The organism is Flavobacterium niveum, from assembly GCF_055231775.1.
The window spans coordinates 464,244-483,394 of the sequence record NZ_JBUYSX010000001.1 but is presented as its reverse complement, the minus strand read 5'-3'; the positions used below and the strand labels follow the sequence as shown (position 1 = coordinate 483,394).

The following is a 19,151-nucleotide window of genomic DNA, read 5'->3' as shown; positions in this document are numbered from 1 at the left end:
ATCCTGTCCATAGATTTTTGTCTATAGCTATTTAAAATGTATCAAATTAAAATATGTGGTGTTTAGTTGTGCTTAGCGATCATAGAGGGCGATATGCCATACTGTTTTTTAAACACATAAGAAAAGTGCGATAAATCCTGAAAGCCGAGGTCAAGATATATTTCTACCGACGTTTTGTGCTGGCTTACAATCAGCTCATAAGCACTGGCAAGGCGTTTTTTAAGTATCCAACGGGCGGGCGGTTCATTATATAGTGCCTTAAAATCTCTCTTAAAAGATGTAAGGCTTCGCCCGGTGAGGTAGGCAAAACGTTCTAAAGGCACATTAAACAAAAAGTTTTGTTCCATAAACGGGCTCAGGTCGGCTTTTACAGGCTGGGTGAAATCAAACAGCACATCCTGCCATGTAGCCGCATTTTGCATGAGCAGTAATAATGCCTCCTTCTGTTTTAGTTGCGACAACTTTATATCATTTTCAAGGAAACCTTCGTAAGCCAAAAGCGATTCCATAAAAACTTTTATGGTTTCATAATTTCCCAGGCTTTTCATTTCCGGCTTTCCCGCAGTCCCCGCTGTTTTATAGCCAAATTCTGAAGCTAAGTCAAGCAGCGTATTATCATCAAAAAAGAGAGTAATAGTTTTAAAATCGGTTTCAGAACCATTAAGCTTTTTAAATTTTAGTAGTTGGTTCTTTTTTATAAAGAACAGATCGCCTGCTGTAAGCACGTTTTTGGTAGTGCCGTAGTCCAGTTCCATTTGGCCGGAAACCACAAGGCCCAAGCTGTGCAGCGCAACAAACTCTTCGCCATCTTTCCAGTCTGAAGCATGGCATGCAAAACTAACCGGGGTAAATGTATCTTGCTTAATCATAGTTAAAACTTAATTGCTTATACAAAGGTAAGCAGATTACAGCTTGGTTACTTTGCTAAAAAGGCCAAAAACAACTTTGTAAAAAAGGCCAATTTACATCCAGACATAATTGTATTCTTTATTCTCAACTTATTGAAAAGGAAACTAAATTTGTGCTTGCATTATGCAACAAACCAAACACACTTATGGGGCAGTTAACATCTGGAACGGGAACCAAGCTAATAAGCCTGTACAATGCAGGCGAAAATATTTTGGGTACACCAATACGGTTCAGCGAATACAGTATAATTTTTGTAAACGCGGGACAGGGCACATTCTATTCAGATTTTGGCGCATTTCCATTCAATGGACCAATGTTGTTCTTTGCCACACCCATGCAACTAATATATATAGAAGAGATAATTGCCGCTCAATATACCGTACTACAGTTTCATGGTGATTTTTATTGTATGGAATACCACCGTGAGGAAGTGGCGTGCAACGGCCTGTTGTTTAACAACATATATATAGAGCCTTCTCTACAACTTAGCGATGCCGACCATAAGGGTTTTAACCAGCTTATGGAGCAGATAACCGAAGAGTTTACAATGACCACACCTTCGGATATTGTTTTAAAATCGTTACTGCAACTGTTTCTGGCAAAATCGAGCCGCGTAAAAAACAGGGAGCTGGACAGTACCGCCCACATAAGCCAGCGCGATGACGAAATGGAACGCTTTAAAGAGCTACTGGAAGCCCATTTCCTTACCCTGCGCAAACCTGCCGATTATGCCGATTTACTTATCATGGCACCTAACACACTTACTAAGCGATGTACAAAGTACTTTAAAAAAACACCTTCGCAACTTATTACAGAGCGCCTTATTGTTGAAGCAAAAAAACAATTGCACCTTACCCGAAAAAGCATTAAGGAAATAGCCTACGCCCTTAACTTTCAGGATGAGTTTTACTTTAGCCGCGTTTTTAAAAAACATACTAATGAGTCTCCCCAAACCTTTAGAGATAAAACAGGCATATCTATAGTGGCAGATTTGTACAGGTAATATCCTTTTTTGTCCATGTTTCAGGGTTTATGCCCGGTGTAACTTTGTTTCAACAATAACAAATTACATTATGAAACGATTAATTCAACAAATAGCCCATTTAGAATCCCTTGCCAAAAACGCAACCCGTTTTGCCATAGTAGTAGTTTTTATATGGATAGGCAGCCTTAAGTTTTTTACCTACGAGGCCGATGGTATAGTGCCCTTTGTGGCAAACAGCCCTTTTATGAGCTTCTTTTATAATCACCCTGAAGATTATAAAACCCACCAGAATAAAGAAGGCGAATTTATAGCCGAAAACCATGAGTGGCATATTGAAAACAATACCTATGGTTTTTCTAAAGGGCTTGGCATCTTTTTAATTGGCGTGGGCGTTCTTGTTGCCCTGCACAAAGTTGCACCGCTATGGAGTATGGTGGGCAGCCTGCTGGTGTTTTTAATGACGCTGGGTACACTCTCATTTCTTATTACCACACCCGAAAGCTGGGTACCTAACCTGGGCGATACTGATTATGGTTTCCCATTCCTGTCCGGGCGTGGCAGGCTGGTTGTTAAAGACCTTGTAATACTGGGCGGTGCGCTTATTACCATGAGCCAGTCGGCACAGCTTTACCTGAAAAGAAATAAAGCATAACGTTTTGCACAAAATTACAGCTACGTAATTCTGTGCTATTCTTCCCGAAAAATGAAGCATCCTGTGGCAAACAGGCATCATAACTTTGCCTTATCAAATTGAAACAATCAATAACATTAAAAAATTAATAATCATGAAAGCAATTAACGTTCCTGCAAAAGAACAGGTAAGCGAACAATCGCAACAACTATTTGAAGCCATTTCTAAAAAAATGGGAAAAGTGCCCAACCTCTATGCTACCATAGGCTATTCGGCAAACGCGCTTAAAGGTATACTGGAGTTTGAAGAGGCATTTAGCCACAGTGCCTTTACCGCTAAAGAGCGTGAGGGTATTAACCTTGTGGTTTCTCAGGTTAACAGCTGCGACTACTGTTTGGCTGCCCACACCATGCTTGCCGGACTTAAAGGTTTTAAAGCCGATGAAGTTATAGCCATGCGTAAAGGTTTTTCTTCTGATGCTAAATTTGAAACCGCGCTGCAACTTGCCAAATCTATAGCCGAAAATAAAGGCGCTGCCAATGCCGACGTTAAAGATGCATTTTTTGCCGCAGGTTACACCGAAGCTGCCCTTATAGACCTTATAGGTATAATTACCGTGCGCACCTTTACAAACTATGTGTATGCCCAAACCGAAATCCCTGTAGACTTTCCCGCTGCACCCGCACTTAACTAATTAAAACAACACAATAAAATTTTAACCATGAAAGCTTTAAATTTAAAACACGTGGTACTGGCAATTGTATTGCTAACCGCAAATGTGCTGATGGCACAGGAAAGGCCATATAAAGGCGAAAACGATCCTGAGGTTTTTAAAGAAGTACAATCTTTCTTAAAAGCGCTTAACTCAGGTGGTGGTAAACCTATGGAGCAAATGACTCCGGCTGAGGCACGACAGATACTGATAGGTGCTCAAAAATCAGTGGAGGTTGATTATTCAGGCATTGAAGAGTCTGAAAGGGTAATTACCCAAAACGGTTATAAGGTAAAAATACACATTACCAAACCTAAAGGAGCTAAGCCCAATGCACCGGTGTTTATTTTTATACACGGTGGTGGCTGGGTACTGGGCGATTACCCTACACACCGCAGGCTGGTGCGCGACCTTGTGGTAGAAAGCGGTGCCGTAGCCGTATTCCCTGACTACAGCCCGTCGCCCGAGGCTAAGTACCCTACCGCTATAAACGAAATATATGCAGCAACAGAATGGGTTGCTAAAAACGGTAAAGAGATAGGAGTTGACGGTAAAAACCTTGCCGTGGTGGGTAATAGCGTAGGTGGTAATATGTCGGCAGTAATTGCCCTAATGGCGAAAGACAAAAAAGGCCCTGAAATAAAGCTACAGGTACTGCTATGGCCCGTAACCGATGCTAACTTTGAAACAACATCCTACAATGCTTACGCAAACGGAAGATTCCTTACTAAAAACATGATGAAATGGTTTTGGGACAGCTACCTGCCTGATGCAGCCAAAAGAAAAGAAATATATGCATCGCCACTACAGGCAAGCTTAGATCAGCTTAAAGGCCTGCCACCGGCACTGGTACAAACCGCAGAAAATGATGTATTGCGCGACGAAGGCGAAGCCTATGCACGCAAGCTTGACCAGGCAGGTGTACCTGTGACGCTTACACGCTACAGCGGTCTTATACACGACTATGGCCTGCTAAACCCTATAGCGAGTGTACCGGCAGTAAAAACAGCTGTGCTACAGGCAGCTACGGTAATAAAAAACACGCTAAAATAAGTAGTGTTAAGCAACTGCGTTAAACAAAAAAGATAAGCCAAAACAGCTTATCTTTTTGTTTTATATACAGACTATGGTTAAACCTGCGCTCCATATTGCTGTTTGTACTGCACCGGTGTGTGGCCTACCACTTTTTTAAACAGCCTTGTAAAATAAGAAGGGGTTTCAAAACCCAGATCATAAGCTATTTGCGCCACGTTATTATCACTGCTCAGGAGCAGGTTTTTGGCCTCTTTTATAAGGTAGATGTGTATGTGGTCGAGCGCGGTTTTACCGGTTTCCTGTTTTAGTACGTCGCTCAGGTACCGGGGCGATATGCTTAGCTTATCAGCCAGGTAGTTTACCGTGGGCAAGCCTTTACTTTGGTGCAGCATGGTTTCAAAATAGCTTCCCAGTAAATCCTGAAACTTTTTTAACGTAGTGCCCGATACATTGGTACTGCGGTTAATAAACTGCCTTTTATAATAACGGTCAGAATATTTAAGTATCGAATCTATATGGCTTAGTATAATATCACGGCTAAGTTCGTCTTCGTTGTTTTCATATTCGGCTCGGGTTTTATAGTATAAGTCCCATATTACAGTTTCTTCCTGTGGCGAGAGGTGTAACGCTTCATTAATTTCATACTCAAAATAACCATACTTTTTAATCAGGTCATGCAGGTGGTGGCCAGACAGGTAGTCTTCATGAAAAAACAGCACAAAGCCTTTTTCAGCAAACTTTACATTGCTTACCTCTATAATCTGCCTTGGTTTTACAAATACCATAGAGCCGTTGTCGTTATCATATTTGGTTTTGCCGTAAAGCATATAACCATCCATAATCTTCTTTAGAGCTATCATATAAAAATCGCCCGTAAACCTTGACTGCCCTACAGAGTAGGTCATAAGTTCTTTACAGGTCATCATACTTATATGCGGGTGCAAGGGCGGTTCAAAACCACTTTTTTCATGCAGCTCAGTAATGCTTTTGTAGTGGGCTATTTTTTCCATAATAGGTGGTTTTATAGATGGTAGGGTTTGTGTTTATAGATTACGAAAATTAACACAAATTCCTGTGAATCGCAACTGTTAGTATAAAATATCCTGATTTTACCAGCGACGTTGTTTTGTGCCATTCTTACCTACAAATGAACCATTTTTCTGGCAGGGCTAATACTAATTTTGATGTATTAAATAAGCGAAACTAATTCCTGTAATCATGAAAAGTCAAAACCTCAAGTTTCTTCGCATCAGCAGCCTCTTGGCATTTATACTTATTCCGCTGGGTGGCCTTACAACAGATATTTATATACCATCTCTCCCTGCAATGGCACAACAGCTCAGTGTTTCGGTTGAGTCGGTACAATTATCCTTACTGATTTTTATGATCAGTTCCGGCTTAAGCCAGTTGTTCATAGGCAGTATTCTTGACAGCTTTGGCAGGTATAAAATTAATATTGTTGCACTTGTACTGTTTTCCTTATCAAGTTTTATTATCGCCATGGTGCCAAACATATACCTGATTTATGCTATGCGTGTAATACAGGGCATAACCGTATCGCTTATAATAGTGGGCAAGCGTGCCTTTTTTGTAGACATGTACACCGGGCATGCACTAAAAAACTACACCAGCCTTTTTTCTATAGTATGGGCAACCGCGCCCATAGTGGCACCATTTATAGGAGGCTATCTTCAGCAATTATTTGGGTGGGAATCTAACTTTTACCTGCTTGGCATTTTAACCGCTATAGTGCTGTTTTTTGAGCTGAAGTATACAGGAGAATCGTTAAAAAACTTCCAGCCGTTTAATTGGGTAAACATATCAAAGGTTTATAAAACAATGCTCTCCACACCCGATTTTAGCCTCGGCCTTCTTATTATAGGGTTTACTTATTCGCTGCTTGTAATCTATGGCATGGTAAGTCCCTTTATTATTGAAAAGGTTTACGGCTACTCATCGGTTGAAACCGGGTACAGTTCGCTACTATCGGGTGTATCACTCATGAGTGGTGGCATTATAAGCAAATCGTTGTTAAACAAACCTCTGTTTACAAAACTCAATACCGCAATTGCAATACAGCTTATAGTTGCCGTAGCCATGTTGCTTACATCTATATCTGCAACAAGCATTTGGGTATTAATAGGCTTTACCGTACCCATACACCTTATGTCGGGTTTTATATTTAATAATGTGTACGCTTACAGCCTACAGCGTTTTACGCACAATGCCGGTACAGCCAGTGGCCTTACGGGAGGCAGTATTTATGTAATTAGCTCTGTAGTGGGCTATGGGCTCATAAATACCCTGAGTATTAAATCAGTTCACGCCCTATCGGCTGTAAACCTTGGCATTGTAGCGCTTTTGCTAATGGTAATAGTTGCTTTTAAGCACTATGTAAAAGCCAGGATAGCCTAAACGTTGTTTTGTGCTATTACTCCCTACAAATGAACCATTCCGCCTTTAGTCACGACACTAACTTTGCTATATCAAAAAACAATAACCATAAAAACTTATAATCATGTCTAAAACAATTTTTATTACCGGAGCATCAAGAGGATTTGGAAAACTATGGGCAGAAGCCTTTTTAAAACGCGGCGACAAAGTAGCCGCTACCGCACGCAATACGGCAGACCTTGCCGATCTTGTGGCAACGCATGGCAATAACATTTTGCCTGTAAAACTTGATGTTACAAAACGCGAAAGTGTAAATGAGGCTGTAGCCAATATTGTAAATCATTTTGGCCGCATAGATGTACTTATAAACAATGCAGGATATGGCTTGTTTGGTACCGTTGAAGAAACTACTGAAGAACAGGCCAGGGCGCAAATGGAAACTAACTTCTTTGGCCTGCTGTGGGTAACACAGGCGGTACTGCCGGTAATGAGGGCTCAAAAAAGCGGCCATATTATTCAGGTTTCAAGCTTTTTAGGGCTTACCACGCTGCCCATGTTGGGCCTGTATAACGCATCAAAATTTGCAGTGGAAGGGCTTAGCGAAACTATAGCTACCGAAGTAGCACACCTGGGCATTAAGGTTACACTTATAGAGCCTAACGGTTATGCTACAGACTGGGCCGGGGCATCGGCAAACCAAACCGATAACGGTATTACAGATTATAATCCGGTTCGCGAGGCATTTGCTACCACCGGCGAAAATCCTGATACCTGGGGCAAGCCCGAAGCCACGGTAAGCATAGTGCTTGACCTTGCAGATAATGCAAACCCGCCGCAAAGGCTGCTGTTTGGGCGTATAGCCTATAACGTAGTAAAACAGGTGTATACCGAAAGGCTAAACAACATAGAGGCTTGGAAAGAAGTAAGCATAGCCGCCCACGGACATTAATCTGTTACCATCTAAACCATTATATCAACATTAAAAAATATTCAATCATGACAACTTCAACCCAACAATTAGTAAACAAAGTTATTGCCGCACACGGAGGCGCCAACGCAGCCAACTATAAAACATTAAAAATACACACCAATATAGGTGGTGTGGTATGGCCCATAAAAGGGCACGACGGCGCCCTTGCCGATGTAGATGTAGCATTTACCGGCTCATTAACCGAACAGAAGAGCAGCTGGAAAAACCTTTTTCAACCGGGGTATACCTCTACATTTGAACCAGGAAAAGTACAACTGCTTGATGAAAACGGTAAAGTACTCGAAGAGCTTATAAACCCTCGCGAATCATTTAAAGGCCATACCGTAGAAACCCCATGGACAAGGGCGCAACTGGTATACTTTTCGAGCTATGCCACATGGAATTATGCTACCGCGCCTTTTAACTTTCTTGTACTGGGCGTAGAAATCAACGAGCTGGAGCCGTGGAATGAAAAGGGTGAAACCCTTAGTAGGCTTGAGGTTATATACCCCGATGGTTTTGCCACACACAGCAAACGCCAGGTATTTTATTTTGATGAAAACGGCCTGCTAAAGCGCCATGACTATTGGCCGGTAGTTTTGGGTGGCTCATCTGCAACGCAAATAATAGAAGATTATAAAGAATTTCAGGGTGTAAAAACCGGTACCAAAAGAAACATCTACATCCTTAACGATGCCGACAACAGCTACCAGACTGACCCTGTACTGGTGTCTATAGACATACTTGATGTAAGCTTCGAATAATAAATCATTACCAACACATTAAAACAATAAACAAGATGAGCACTCTAATAAATGCAATATCGGCACCCACACAATACATAAATGTAAATGGCACTAACTACGCCTACCGAAGGTTTGGCAAACCGTCTGATATTCCCCTCGTAGGTTTCCAGCACTTTACAGGTACGCTAGATAATTGGGACCCCATAATTCTTGATGGCCTGGCACAGGAACGCGAGATACTGATTTTTGACAATGCAGGCGTAGGAAATAGCACCGGAGAGACACCTGATAACGTAGCCGATATGGCACACGATGCCGCAGACTTTTTGAAAGCACTGGGCATAACTAAAATTGATGTACTTGGGTTTTCGCTTGGCGGGTTCATTGCACAATATTTGGCGGATAAGTATGCTGACCTGATACGAAAAATCATAATTATAGGTGCAGCACCACAGGGAGTAAAGGTTTTAGAACGTTTTCCTGGACTTATATACAAAGCCATGCAAAAAGACCCGGCTGAACGCTTTTTATATATTTTCTTCACCGCTACTGAGGCAAGCCGTGCCAAAGGTAAAGAAACCCTGCAAAGGCTATTTACCAGGACAGAAGACCGCGACCGCGAAACGGTACAGGAAAGTGTATTGGCACAAATGACTGCTATCACCCGCTGGGGATCTGACCCGGTAACTATAGACCTTAAAACCATACAGCACCCGATATTAATAGTACAGGGCAGTAAAGATGAAATGATGGACTCTGACAATTCATACCAATTGTTTAAAGCCTTGCCCAATGCGCTGCTAAATTATTATCCTGATTCGGCACACGGCTCTTTTTACCAGTATCCGGAAGTATTTGTAAACCAGGCAAACTATTTCCTGAACTACTAAGCGCTTAAACCCAAACGTAAATTTGTGCTATCATCCCGTTAAAGCGTATTATCATGCTGGGCAGATAGTAAGTAATTTTACATCAGATAATTAAACTATGAAAATCATGAAAACATCTCCATCAAAAACTGAAACAAAATTTACTGAAATCAATGGTAATAAAATAGCATACCGTGTTTTCGGGCAAGGGGAATACCTGCTTTTTTACAATCGCTTCCGCGGTATACTTGACACCTGGGACCCACTTTTTCTTGATACCCTGGCAGAGAAAAACACCATAGTACTTTTTGACTATCCCGGTGTGGGCGACTCTGAAGGTACATTGCCTACCGATATTTATGAGGTAGCAGGTACGGGCATTAAACTTATGGATTACCTGAAAATAGACACATATAATGTGGCGGGTTGGTCTTATGGAGGTCTGGTTGCACAGGCGGCATTGTTTCTTAACAAACAAAGAATATCAAAAGCCATACTTATAGGTACTAATCCGGTAGGCAATAACGAAGTGCCTTTTGAAAAGAGCTTCTTTGAACGTGCCCTTAAACCGGTTAACGACCTTGAGGATGAATATGTACTGTTTTTTGAGCCTGAATCTGAACAAAGCAAAGCCGCGGCAAAAGCTTCTCACAATCGCATTGCCGAGCGCCTTGACAGGAACAAAATACCTGCAACACAAGAGCAGTTTCAGCGCTATTTTGGCGGATCGGCCATGATAAAAGAAGACAAAGACGGCTTCCGCGGGCAATATAAAACACTACAGAATCCGGTGCTTATAATCTCTGGTGACCACGATATAAGCTTTGCCGTAGAAAACTGGTTTCCGCTGCTTCGCAACGCGCCATCTGCACAACATATTATATTGAACGATGCAGGCCACGGCCCACAGCATCAGGAGCCTGTGCTAACAGCGGGTTACATAAATTTATTTTTGAACACTAAAAATGAAACACTATAAAACACTTAGTGAAATGCACCGGGACAACGGCTGGCCGCCACCGGAAAACCCATTACTGGGTATTGTAGGCTGCCAGTCTGACTGCCCGCTGGGAGACCGGGAGTTTACAGCCGACTGTTATATGATAGGCTTTAAAAAGCTGAAGTCGGGCGTTATACTTTATGGCCGTACAAGTTATGACCACAGTAATGGCGCAATGATGTTTGTAAAACCGCGCCAGATTATAGAAATGAAAAACCTAGAACTGGAGGAAGACGGCTTTATGCTGCTTATTCACGAAGATTATTTAAACGGCCACGAACTGCACAGCAGCATACAGAAGTATGGGTATTTTGAATATGAGGTTAATGAAGCGCTGCATCTGTCGCCCACCGAAGAAGAAACTGTACTAAGCCTGTATGAAAAAATTAAACGGGAATATTATAACAATACCGATGAGTACAGCAGGGAAATTATACTGAGCCATATTGACTCGATGCTTACGTATGCCCAGCGCTTTTTTAAAAGGCAGTTTATAAACCGTACCAATCTTTCGGGCAAAACAATTACAAAATTTAATGACGCCCTTAAAAAGTATATGGACAGCGATTTACCTAAAGAGCAGGGTTTGCCATCGGTGAACCTGCTCGCAAAAGGGTTAAACATATCATCGCGCTACCTGAGCGACCTGCTAAAACAGGAAACAGGGAAAACCGCTATAGAGCATATACATATTCATTTGGTAACCATGGCTAAGAACATGCTTTTGGCAAGTGGTAATAATGTGAGCGAAATAGCTTATTTACTGGGCTTTGAAAACAGTTCTTACTTTACCCGCCTGTTTAAAAAACAGGTAGGACTAAACCCTCTTGAGTTTAAAAAAAGTAAAATGGGACTGGCATAACCTTACAGGTTTATGAACGGATAAACCTTATCATAATTAAAAACAGGATACGTAAATCTGTGCTATTTCTTCCTACAAACAGACAATTCTACCGCATTTAACCGCAATAGATTTGCATATATAAATCACAAATTAAAAATATATTATCATGAAAACAATTTTTATTACAGGGGCATCAAGAGGGTTTGGAAAACTTTGGGTAGAAGCCCTTTTAAAACGGGGCGACAACGTAGCCGCAACCTCAAGAACCATAGCCGCCTATAAGGACCTGACTGAACAGTACCCAACACAATTTTTGCCCATTCAGTTAGATATTACCGATAAAAAGGCGGTAACCGAAGCCGTAAACAACGCTCATAGGCATTTTGGCAGCCTGGACGTGGTTATAAACAATGCTGGTTATGGCTTATTTGGAGCGATAGAAGAAGCCGGGGAACAGGAAACTAAAGATATTTTTGAAGCGAATGTTTTTGGTACGCTTTGGGTAACACAAGCCGCGTTGCCTATATTCCGTGCGCAGAAAAGCGGGCATATTATTCAGCTGTCAAGCGTACTTGGGGTTTGGACGCTGCCTACCCTGGGTATTTACAACGCTACAAAATTTGCAGTTGAAGGCTTAAGTGAGGCACTTGCCAGCGAGGTTAAAGAATTTGGTATTAATGTTACGCTAATAGAACCAAACGGATACACTACCGATTTTGGAGGAACATCTGCCGTACAAAGCACAGCAATAGATGCTTACAATGATATTAAGGCAGGATTAGGTAATACCGAAGGACTGCTACCTGAAGATTATGGCAAACCAGAGGCTACAGTACCGGCTATCCTTAAGCTGATAGACAGTAGTGAGCCGCCGCTACGCCTGTTTCTTGGCAAACTGGGCTATACTAAAACTAAACGTGTATATGCCGAAAAACTTGCCACATGGGAATCATGGGAAGATGTTGCAGTTGCCGCACACGGTTAATTTTCTAACAACTTATAAAAACGATTTGTACTAATTCTGTACAAATCGTTTTTTAGTTTACAGCTAATGGTAAAACATTAGAGAAATGTATAAATGATTTCTTGAAATGTATAAATCCTTCATATAGAATACACTGAACTTTGTGCCATAAACATTTAAATTTTAGAGAGATGCAAAAAACAGTTTTTATAACAGGGGCTTCGTCTGGATTTGGCAAAGAAACCGCAAAATCATTCCATGAAAAAGGGTGGAATGTAATTGCTACAATGCGTAGTCCGGAAAAAGAAGAAGATTTAAATAATCTTAAAAATGTATTACTAACAAAACTTGATGTTCAGGATGAGCAATCTATAAAAAATTCTATTGACAGCGGAATTGAAAAATTTGGTAAAATTGATGTTTTAGTAAACAATGCAGGTTATGGCCTGATGGGAGTTTTTGAATCTGCAACAAAAGAACAAATTCAAAAACAGTTTGAAGTAAATGTGTTTGGGCTTATGCAGGTTACTCAGGCCGTTTTACCTCACCTCCGTGAAAACGGCAAGGGGGTCATTATAAACATATCATCGTTTGGTGGTGTGGTAGGTTTACCCTTTGGGAGCCTCTATAATAGTTCTAAGTTTGCTGTTGAGGGTTTTTCTGAAGCGTTATCACATGAACTGGCTAAATTTAACATATTGGTAAAAATTATTGAGCCTGGTGGTGTACACACTAATTTCCGCAACGGACTTGATCTGATTAAAAATGAAATAGCAGCATACAACCCCATAATGGCTGACTTTTTTAGCCGTTATGCCGAACCTACAAAAGACCTGATTAAAGCAACTCCCGAAGAGGTTGCAAATACAATTTATAATGCGGCAATAGACGAAAGCAATAAATTACGTTATGCTATTGGAGCAGATGGTGAGTTTTACATCAATCTGAAATTGAAAAATGATGAAGCTTCTTACATAAAAAACATCAGGGACTTCTTTATTAACTAAGTATGTTCCCCAAAGCTAGCTGATACGCCTAGGGGAATTTTCATAGAATTTAAATTAGCTTTTATGTAATTTTAACCAATAATTACCTGTTATGAGCCCATGTTATATCGATATAAAATCCATCTCAGAAGTTCACCGCTTTTATAATTGTAGCAAACCAAAGCATCCTTTAATTACCATTATAGATCTTAACACAGTTACTCCTGACAGGCTTAGTGAAGAAGTTTTATATAGAACTGATGTGTAAGCGCTTTGACGGCGTACTAAAGTATGGAAGATCTCATTACGATTTTGAAGAAGGGTCACTAATGTTTACATCACCCGGGCAGGTTATTTTTTCAGAACCTGGATTAGAAGTTAACGAAGGCTGGGGGCTTTTTTTCCATGCAGATTTACTTGCAGGAACAGATCTTGGCCGTAAAATTCAGGACTACTCTTTTTTTCTATATGAAAGCAATGAAGCACTACATATTTCTGAAGATGAAAAGCAAGTTTTGCTTGATTGTTTAAAGAAAATAAAAACAGAATATTCTCAGAATATAGATAAACACACAAAAAGTCTCATTGTAGATAATTTACAACTGCTGCTAAATTATTGTAACAGATATTATGACCGTCAGTTTTACACACGCGAAAATATTAACAATGATATCGTGAATAATTTCGAATCATTACTTATTAAATTTTTTAGCGACGAAAATTTGCTTGATGAAGGTTTACCCGATGTGAAATATTTTGCTGCCAAACTTAGCTTGTCACCAAATTATTTATCTGATATATTAACCAAATTCACAGGCAAAACTACTCAGGAGCACATACACCTACAATTGATTAGCAAAGCAAAGTCTATGCTATGGAGTACAAATAAATCTGTAAGTGAAATAGCTTATTCTTTAGGTTTTGAGCATCTATCGCATTTTAGTAAATTATTTAAAAATAAGACTGGAATTTCGCCAAGAGAGTATAGGTCTCTAAATTAGTAGTAAAAATTATAATCTAACACTATTATTCTTTAAAATATTTGTAGGGCTGTAGCCAAAATGCTTTTTAAATGTATGGGAGAAATGAGATAAATCTTCAAATCCAAGATCGATATAGATTTCAGAAGCTAATTTATTTTGTTCGGTAATGAGATAATGAGCCTCATGTAAACGCTTCTGCAAGATCCATTTATGGGGTGAAGTATGAAAAACTTTTTCAAAATCTCTTTTAAAAGAGGCAAGGCTTCTCCCCGTAAGATATGCAAAGCGTTCCAGGTTTACATTGTATTTGTAATTTTGGGCCATGAATGACTCAATATCAATTTTATGAGGATTCGAAAAATCAAAAAGAATATTTTTGAGTTCTGGCTGTATTCTTATCAAAATAAATAATAGCTCCTTGATTTTTAAATCAATAAAATCACTTGTGAGAAAACTTTTATTATCTAAAATAGTTTGTAATGATGTAATGTAATTTTGAAGGACATCATTAATCTTTATGAGAATTAAAGGCTCTTCAAATTGATAAGTCTGTGTTTCAGTTGAAATGTGGTACTCTTTTGCCATATCACGCAATACGTCATTACCTATCAGAATATTTAAGCTTTCGAAAACACCATTTTCCGGTGGAGATTTGGCGAATTTCACTAACTGATTCTTTCTGATCAAAAGAAAATCTCCTTTGTCCGCTACATATTTTTGGTTACTACCTGCAAGAGTGAATTTACCGGAAATTTGGAACGAAAGCGTATGTTGAGGAACAAAGTTTTCTCCTTTTCTACTCATTTCATGATAACAGGAATATAAAATATCAGATTTTTCCATTTCAGCTAAACAATAAAAAGTAAGAAGTTGTTTTAGAGGAACAACTTCTTACCAAATATAACCAATTATTATAGTACCGCCTTAGTTTCCAAATACGCTTCTAATCCATACACGCCATATTCTCTTCCAACACCTGATTGTTTAAATCCGCCAAATGGCACCATTGGATCATGGCTAAATCCATTTACACAGACCCTTCCGGCATCAATTTGGGAGGCAACTTTTTTTGCATGTTCAACATCTGAAGAACTTATATATGCTGCCAAACCATATGAAGTGTCGTTAGCAATTTCGATGGCTTCTTCTTCGGTTTCATAAGGAATGATGGAAAGGACCGGGCCAAAAATTTCTTCCTGGGCAATCCTCATATCATTTTTTACATTTGTAAAGATGGTCGCTTTTACAAAGTTGCCCGCTTCAAGCCCTTTTGGTTTTCCTTCTCCTCCCACCAAAAGTTGTGCACCTTCAGCCTGACCAATTTTGATATATTCCTGAACCCGTTCAAACTGCTTTATACTTACCATTGGGCCTATGTTAGTATTCTCATTTTGGGGTAGCCCAACAACCACTTTATCAGCAGTTGTTTTTGCAATCGCATTTACTTCATCCAGTTTTTCTAATGGCACTAATAGCCTGGTAGGCGCAATACAGGCTTGTCCGTTATTCATATATGCTCCAAATACTGCCATTGGTATTGCTTCCTCAAGATTGGCATCATTCAAAATAATGTTTGGAGATTTTCCTCCTAATTCTAAAGTAACGCGCTTCATGGTGTCTACTGCTAATTTTGCAATTAATTTTCCAACTGCTGTAGAACCCGTAAAAGAAATTTTGGAAATATCCGGATTTGTTGTTAATTCCGTTCCTACCACGTTTCCTAAACCCGGAACAAAGTTTATAACGCCCTTTGGTAAATCGGCTTCATGAAAAGCCTCCATTAATAATTGGGTTTGTAGACCACAAATTTCGCTTGGTTTTATAACTACAGTGCAACCAGCAGCAATAGCGGTTGCAACTTTACTGCATACTGAGCTGTTACTTGCATTCCAAGGTGTTATAATACCAACTACTCCAACAGGCTGAAGGCTGATATTGGATGAATTTATTTTTTTCTCAAAGTCAAAAGTTTCTATCACTTCAATCATTGAGTCAAACCAGCTACCGGTGTATTGATTGCTTAAAGATGAAAATTGAAATGTCCCTCCATATTCCTCGATCATAACGTTGGTAAATTCCTGCTGCCTTTTCTCTACAGAAGTTTTTAACTTTTGAAGGTAATCTATACGTTGATGTATTGTAGATTTAGAAAATGTTTTAAAAGCTTCCTTAGCGGCAGCAATTGCTTTTCTTGTATCAGCTTCATCTGCAAGCGTTAGCTTGCCAATTATTATATTATTGGAAGGATTGATCAAATCTAAGATTTCTGTACCATGTGGCGTAACAAACTCCCCATTAATGTAAATTTTATCTACTATTTTCATTTTATAAAGTTTTATAAGACAAAATTAGCGGACGGCTCAAATGCTTACTTTGTAAAAAAGCTCATATTTACTTTGTAATATAGCTCAACAATATTGAAATGCAGATTTGCATTGCGAATAACATTTTTACTTCCAGTAAAATAAAGTTAGGACTAGTATACTGTCCAAGCAGATAGGGTTAAACTAAAAAAATTACAGGCAAAATAACACAGGAACTGCTGCACTTACAATTAATTAATTCTGCCAAGAAAGTATAGATTATTGATCTAAATGGATTGTAAAGTCAACTACGTTATTAATTAGAAATAAAAATGCCATGGAATATAAATTTTGTATACCATACATCAAAACTTACTTTACGAATAATTCTGAATACAAAAAATAAAGTGGCGCTATTAGTCTCCTAATAGCGCCACTTGTCTCTGTAGCGAAGACGGGAGTAGCGAAGGTATTCTACAGAAATGTAGTGAAATTTCACCATTACAAAAAGCCAATAAAATCAATGGTTTACGACTGAATGAACTTTCAAGAAATTTCATCTCTTTTCAATACATTTTCAATAAATCCGTGAATTATCCGTGAACGTTTTTGTATCTTTAAGCCTTGAAAACACTAAGCTTATGGCAACAGTTCAGTTTAAGGCTTTAGGTAAAAAAAGCCCCGTAAATCTTAACCTTCGATTCTTTCATAACAAAATAAACTGTTATGCTAAATCCAACATTTTTGTAAACCTTTCTGACTGGAGTATTGAAAAGAATACTATTAAAAAGAATGCCTCACAAGAGGTAAAAGACAAGGTTACACCCTTAATAGAGAGTTTAACCAAATATGTTCTTAGTAGCTTTACTAACGACTTCCCTACTGGGGAAACCATAGATACTGTATGGCTAATAAAACAAGTAGACGGTTTTTATGCTAAGCCCGATGATGAAAATGATTATAGGTATTACTTCATACCTTTTGTGAGAAAATATATTGAGGAATCTAAAACACGGGTTAACCCTAATTCTGGTAAGGTAATTTCAACTTTGACTATAAGAAACTATAGCACTACACTTAAAAGGCTTGAGGAGTATGAAAAAATTTACGGAAAATTAAGGACAAAAAATGTTAACTTAAATTTTCATAAACAGTTTACAAGCTTTTGTAAGACTGTAGGCAAATACAATGGTACTATAATAGAAAAGTATGTTTCCCAAGTAAAACACTTTGTTAAGGAGGCAAAAATTGAAGGATATGAGACAAATGTAGAAGTTGAGAGTAGAAAGTTCACGTTTAAAAGGGATACTACATTTGATATATATATATCAATCGGAATGAAGTACAGGAAATTTTTAATCTTGACCTTAGCGAAAACCCACGTTTAGATAATGCAAGAGACTTGATGATAGCAGGCTTGTGGACTGGCTTAAGAATTTCAGACCTAAAAAACTTCAACAACTTCCTAATTACAGGTAATAGGATTAAAATTCTCGAAACTGAAAAAACAGGTGAAGCTGTGGTAATCCCTGTCCATCCACAGTTACAATATGTTTTAAGCAAAAGAAATAACAAACTCCCAGAACTTTCAAGCCAGAACTTTAACGAATATATGAAAGAAATTTGTGAGATGGCTAAAATGACTGAAATGACATTAGGCACGAAGAAAGACCCGAAGACTAAGAGAAATGTAAAGGATTACTATCCTAAATACAAACTGGTAAGTAGTCATACACTTAGAAGAAGCTTTGTTACAAATCTTGTAGACCTAAATGTAAGTGCTGAAACAATAATGGCTCTATCTTCTCACCGAAGCTACAGAGAGTTTGCTAAGTATATCAAAACTACCAAAGAAGAAACAGCTAATAAGGTTGAAAAGATTTGGCAAGAAGAAGAGGTTAACAATTTAAAGGTGGTATAATGGCTGAATATAAAATATACGATTTTTTGGAGTCAAATCACTTTGAAAAAGAACACAGCACTTTTATGAGCTCTGTAGTATCGCAAGTTGTTAAACCAGATAATATAGAAGGGTTTGTATATTCATGGTTTACTGACTATGACGACCCTCATATAAAGAAGGATATACTGCCTCTTGAATTGCAAGATAAGAGCAGCTACTTTTTAGTGCGAAATCCTAATCTGTTTAATTTTGATAGCCAAACCATTATACTAACAGAAAACGAAATAAATTATATTAACAGTACGTACTTCATTGCCCAATTGCAAAACAATTATAAAAAGCTATTTGCTGAATTAGATGCTTTTCATAGACATTTTGAATCCCTAAGTAAATATTCGCTGATTGATTGTTACAAAACTATTTTGCATTTTTTGAAAGATAGTCGAGGACTCTACAAGGGCAACATCTCTAACATTTATAGGTTAAACTCCATTAAATTCAAAGACTTAGCTGAAAATAAATTATTACAATACCAAAATGAAGTACAAGCAAAAAGAAAGTTGTTAGAATATAATATTAATCCTGCCTTGAGTTACGATAGTAGTATATTTAAGTCAGCTCAGACGTTTGAGCATTTTAAAGAATACACAATGTCTAATATTCTAGAACCGTATAAAGATTATTCATATCTCTTTCAAAAAATGCTTGCCGAGGGTTTTATACATAGGGTAAAACATTCTACTTTCAATGACTGGCTTCTGGAGAATGGTTATATTAACAAAGAAGACCATGATTTAATAGATAGCAAGGTTAACTTTATGTCACTTAAAAAGTCGGAATCGTACGTTAGAAAAGCCAACTTTGAACATATCTTCATGTAAATTCCGATTTTCGGAATTTTTCAGCCATAGAGTGGA

20 protein-coding genes are annotated in these 19,151 nt (G+C 38.7%); 16 read left to right on the top strand and 4 right to left on the bottom strand.

Annotated features, from left to right (window positions below; all coding sequences use genetic code 11):
* Positions 1–62: 62 nt before the first annotated feature.
* On the bottom strand, positions 63–869 hold the full coding sequence (locus tag ACZIX4_RS02145; RefSeq protein ID WP_463333962.1) for a helix-turn-helix domain-containing protein: 807 nt from the start codon (positions 867–869) through the stop codon (positions 63–65).
* A 185-nt stretch (positions 870–1,054) separates the two neighbouring features.
* Here ACZIX4_RS02145 and ACZIX4_RS02140 point away from each other — a divergent pair, with 185 nt between their 5' ends.
* The 4 genes from ACZIX4_RS02140 (at position 1,055) to ACZIX4_RS02125 (ending at position 4,290) form a co-directional block, all read left to right on the top strand.
* Positions 1,055–1,912 (top strand): helix-turn-helix domain-containing protein, encoded by an 858-nt coding sequence (locus ACZIX4_RS02140; protein ID WP_463333961.1) that lies wholly within the window; start codon positions 1,055–1,057, stop codon positions 1,910–1,912.
* 70 nt (positions 1,913–1,982) lie between these two features.
* The gene (locus ACZIX4_RS02135; RefSeq protein ID WP_463333960.1) at positions 1,983–2,546 is read left to right on the top strand and encodes a DUF417 family protein; all 564 of its coding nucleotides are present in this window, start codon (positions 1,983–1,985) and stop codon (positions 2,544–2,546) included.
* 133 nt (positions 2,547–2,679) lie between these two features.
* Positions 2,680–3,219: a carboxymuconolactone decarboxylase family protein gene (locus ACZIX4_RS02130; protein WP_054407612.1), complete on the top strand. Its 540-nt coding sequence runs from the start codon at positions 2,680–2,682 to the stop codon at positions 3,217–3,219.
* Between the two features lie 27 nt (positions 3,220–3,246).
* Positions 3,247–4,290, top strand: a complete 1,044-nt coding sequence (locus ACZIX4_RS02125) for an alpha/beta hydrolase (RefSeq protein WP_173571678.1) — start codon at positions 3,247–3,249, stop codon at positions 4,288–4,290.
* A gap of 77 nt (positions 4,291–4,367) precedes the next feature.
* Here the strand turns inward: ACZIX4_RS02125 and ACZIX4_RS02120 are convergent, their stop codons facing one another.
* Positions 4,368–5,282 (bottom strand): helix-turn-helix domain-containing protein, encoded by a 915-nt coding sequence (locus ACZIX4_RS02120; RefSeq protein WP_082344203.1) that lies wholly within the window; start codon positions 5,280–5,282, stop codon positions 4,368–4,370.
* A 208-nt stretch (positions 5,283–5,490) separates the two neighbouring features.
* Here ACZIX4_RS02120 and ACZIX4_RS02115 point away from each other — a divergent pair, with 208 nt between their 5' ends.
* From ACZIX4_RS02115 to ACZIX4_RS02075, 9 genes are all read left to right on the top strand, one after another.
* Entirely contained in the window at positions 5,491–6,687 is a 1,197-nt protein-coding gene (locus tag ACZIX4_RS02115; RefSeq protein WP_054407613.1) for an MFS transporter, read from the top strand.
* A 103-nt stretch (positions 6,688–6,790) separates the two neighbouring features.
* Positions 6,791–7,615, top strand: a complete 825-nt coding sequence (locus ACZIX4_RS02110) for an oxidoreductase (RefSeq protein WP_463333959.1) — start codon at positions 6,791–6,793, stop codon at positions 7,613–7,615.
* A gap of 47 nt (positions 7,616–7,662) precedes the next feature.
* Positions 7,663–8,400, top strand: a complete 738-nt coding sequence (locus tag ACZIX4_RS02105) for a hypothetical protein (RefSeq protein ID WP_463333958.1) — start codon at positions 7,663–7,665, stop codon at positions 8,398–8,400.
* A gap of 35 nt (positions 8,401–8,435) precedes the next feature.
* On the top strand, positions 8,436–9,272 hold the full coding sequence (locus ACZIX4_RS02100) for an alpha/beta fold hydrolase (RefSeq protein ID WP_463333957.1): 837 nt from the start codon (positions 8,436–8,438) through the stop codon (positions 9,270–9,272).
* 106 nt (positions 9,273–9,378) lie between these two features.
* Positions 9,379–10,230: an alpha/beta fold hydrolase gene (locus ACZIX4_RS02095; protein WP_054407617.1), complete on the top strand. Its 852-nt coding sequence runs from the start codon at positions 9,379–9,381 to the stop codon at positions 10,228–10,230.
* Complete coding sequence (locus ACZIX4_RS02090) at positions 10,217–11,113, top strand: helix-turn-helix domain-containing protein (RefSeq protein WP_054407618.1); 897 nt, start codon at positions 10,217–10,219, stop codon at positions 11,111–11,113. The genes ACZIX4_RS02095 and ACZIX4_RS02090 overlap by 14 nt, the downstream gene beginning before the upstream one ends.
* 148 nt (positions 11,114–11,261) lie before the next feature.
* Entirely contained in the window at positions 11,262–12,080 is an 819-nt protein-coding gene (locus ACZIX4_RS02085) for an SDR family NAD(P)-dependent oxidoreductase (RefSeq protein ID WP_463333956.1), read from the top strand.
* Between the two features lie 170 nt (positions 12,081–12,250).
* Positions 12,251–13,066 (top strand): SDR family oxidoreductase, encoded by an 816-nt coding sequence (locus ACZIX4_RS02080; protein WP_463333955.1) that lies wholly within the window; start codon positions 12,251–12,253, stop codon positions 13,064–13,066.
* Positions 13,067–13,281: 215 nt separating this feature from the next.
* The gene (locus ACZIX4_RS02075) at positions 13,282–14,046 is read left to right on the top strand and encodes a helix-turn-helix domain-containing protein (protein ID WP_463333954.1); all 765 of its coding nucleotides are present in this window, start codon (positions 13,282–13,284) and stop codon (positions 14,044–14,046) included.
* Positions 14,047–14,055: 9 nt separating this feature from the next.
* Here the strand turns inward: ACZIX4_RS02075 and ACZIX4_RS02070 are convergent, their stop codons facing one another.
* Positions 14,056–14,871, bottom strand: a complete 816-nt coding sequence (locus ACZIX4_RS02070) for a helix-turn-helix domain-containing protein (protein WP_463333953.1) — start codon at positions 14,869–14,871, stop codon at positions 14,056–14,058.
* A 68-nt stretch (positions 14,872–14,939) separates the two neighbouring features.
* Complete coding sequence (locus ACZIX4_RS02065; RefSeq protein ID WP_463333952.1) at positions 14,940–16,352, bottom strand: aldehyde dehydrogenase family protein; 1,413 nt, start codon at positions 16,350–16,352, stop codon at positions 14,940–14,942.
* Positions 16,353–16,972: 620 nt separating this feature from the next.
* On the opposite strand from ACZIX4_RS02065, the gene ACZIX4_RS02060 reads away from it, so the two are divergent.
* The 3 genes from ACZIX4_RS02060 to ACZIX4_RS02050 are packed head-to-tail and all read left to right on the top strand — an operon-like array spanning position 16,973 to position 19,115.
* A complete protein-coding gene (locus tag ACZIX4_RS02060) occupies positions 16,973–17,719 on the top strand; it encodes a phage integrase SAM-like domain-containing protein (protein ID WP_463333951.1) in 747 nt (248 codons plus the stop codon).
* On the top strand, positions 17,653–18,252 hold the full coding sequence (locus tag ACZIX4_RS02055) for a tyrosine-type recombinase/integrase (RefSeq protein WP_463334580.1): 600 nt from the start codon (positions 17,653–17,655) through the stop codon (positions 18,250–18,252). Before ACZIX4_RS02060 ends, ACZIX4_RS02055 begins: the two co-directional genes overlap by 67 nt.
* Complete coding sequence (locus tag ACZIX4_RS02050; protein WP_463333950.1) at positions 18,252–19,115, top strand: hypothetical protein; 864 nt, start codon at positions 18,252–18,254, stop codon at positions 19,113–19,115. Before ACZIX4_RS02055 ends, ACZIX4_RS02050 begins: the two co-directional genes overlap by 1 nt.
* Positions 19,116–19,151 lie beyond the last annotated feature (36 nt).

Excerpts from the sequence above, each read along its gene's own strand:
- ACZIX4_RS02145 (WP_463333962.1), bottom strand. The coding sequence starts at position 869 with ATGATTAAGCAAGATACATTTACCCCGGTTAGTTTTGCATGCCATGCT.
- ACZIX4_RS02140 (WP_463333961.1), top strand. The coding sequence starts at position 1,055 with ATGGGGCAGTTAACATCTGGAACGGGAACCAAGCTAATAAGCCTGTAC.
- ACZIX4_RS02135 (WP_463333960.1), top strand. The coding sequence starts at position 1,983 with ATGAAACGATTAATTCAACAAATAGCCCATTTAGAATCCCTTGCCAAA.
- ACZIX4_RS02130 (WP_054407612.1), top strand. The coding sequence starts at position 2,680 with ATGAAAGCAATTAACGTTCCTGCAAAAGAACAGGTAAGCGAACAATCG.
- ACZIX4_RS02125 (WP_173571678.1), top strand. The coding sequence starts at position 3,247 with ATGAAAGCTTTAAATTTAAAACACGTGGTACTGGCAATTGTATTGCTA.
- ACZIX4_RS02120 (WP_082344203.1), bottom strand. The coding sequence starts at position 5,282 with ATGGAAAAAATAGCCCACTACAAAAGCATTACTGAGCTGCATGAAAAA.
- ACZIX4_RS02115 (WP_054407613.1), top strand. The coding sequence starts at position 5,491 with ATGAAAAGTCAAAACCTCAAGTTTCTTCGCATCAGCAGCCTCTTGGCA.
- ACZIX4_RS02110 (WP_463333959.1), top strand. The coding sequence starts at position 6,791 with ATGTCTAAAACAATTTTTATTACCGGAGCATCAAGAGGATTTGGAAAA.
- ACZIX4_RS02105 (WP_463333958.1), top strand. The coding sequence starts at position 7,663 with ATGACAACTTCAACCCAACAATTAGTAAACAAAGTTATTGCCGCACAC.
- ACZIX4_RS02100 (WP_463333957.1), top strand. The coding sequence starts at position 8,436 with ATGAGCACTCTAATAAATGCAATATCGGCACCCACACAATACATAAAT.
- ACZIX4_RS02095 (WP_054407617.1), top strand. The coding sequence starts at position 9,379 with ATGAAAACATCTCCATCAAAAACTGAAACAAAATTTACTGAAATCAAT.
- ACZIX4_RS02090 (WP_054407618.1), top strand. The coding sequence starts at position 10,217 with ATGAAACACTATAAAACACTTAGTGAAATGCACCGGGACAACGGCTGG.
- ACZIX4_RS02085 (WP_463333956.1), top strand. The coding sequence starts at position 11,262 with ATGAAAACAATTTTTATTACAGGGGCATCAAGAGGGTTTGGAAAACTT.
- ACZIX4_RS02080 (WP_463333955.1), top strand. The coding sequence starts at position 12,251 with ATGCAAAAAACAGTTTTTATAACAGGGGCTTCGTCTGGATTTGGCAAA.
- ACZIX4_RS02070 (WP_463333953.1), bottom strand. The coding sequence starts at position 14,871 with ATGGAAAAATCTGATATTTTATATTCCTGTTATCATGAAATGAGTAGA.
- ACZIX4_RS02065 (WP_463333952.1), bottom strand. The coding sequence starts at position 16,352 with ATGAAAATAGTAGATAAAATTTACATTAATGGGGAGTTTGTTACGCCA.
- ACZIX4_RS02060 (WP_463333951.1), top strand. The coding sequence starts at position 16,973 with ATGGCAACAGTTCAGTTTAAGGCTTTAGGTAAAAAAAGCCCCGTAAAT.
- ACZIX4_RS02050 (WP_463333950.1), top strand. The coding sequence starts at position 18,252 with ATGGCTGAATATAAAATATACGATTTTTTGGAGTCAAATCACTTTGAA.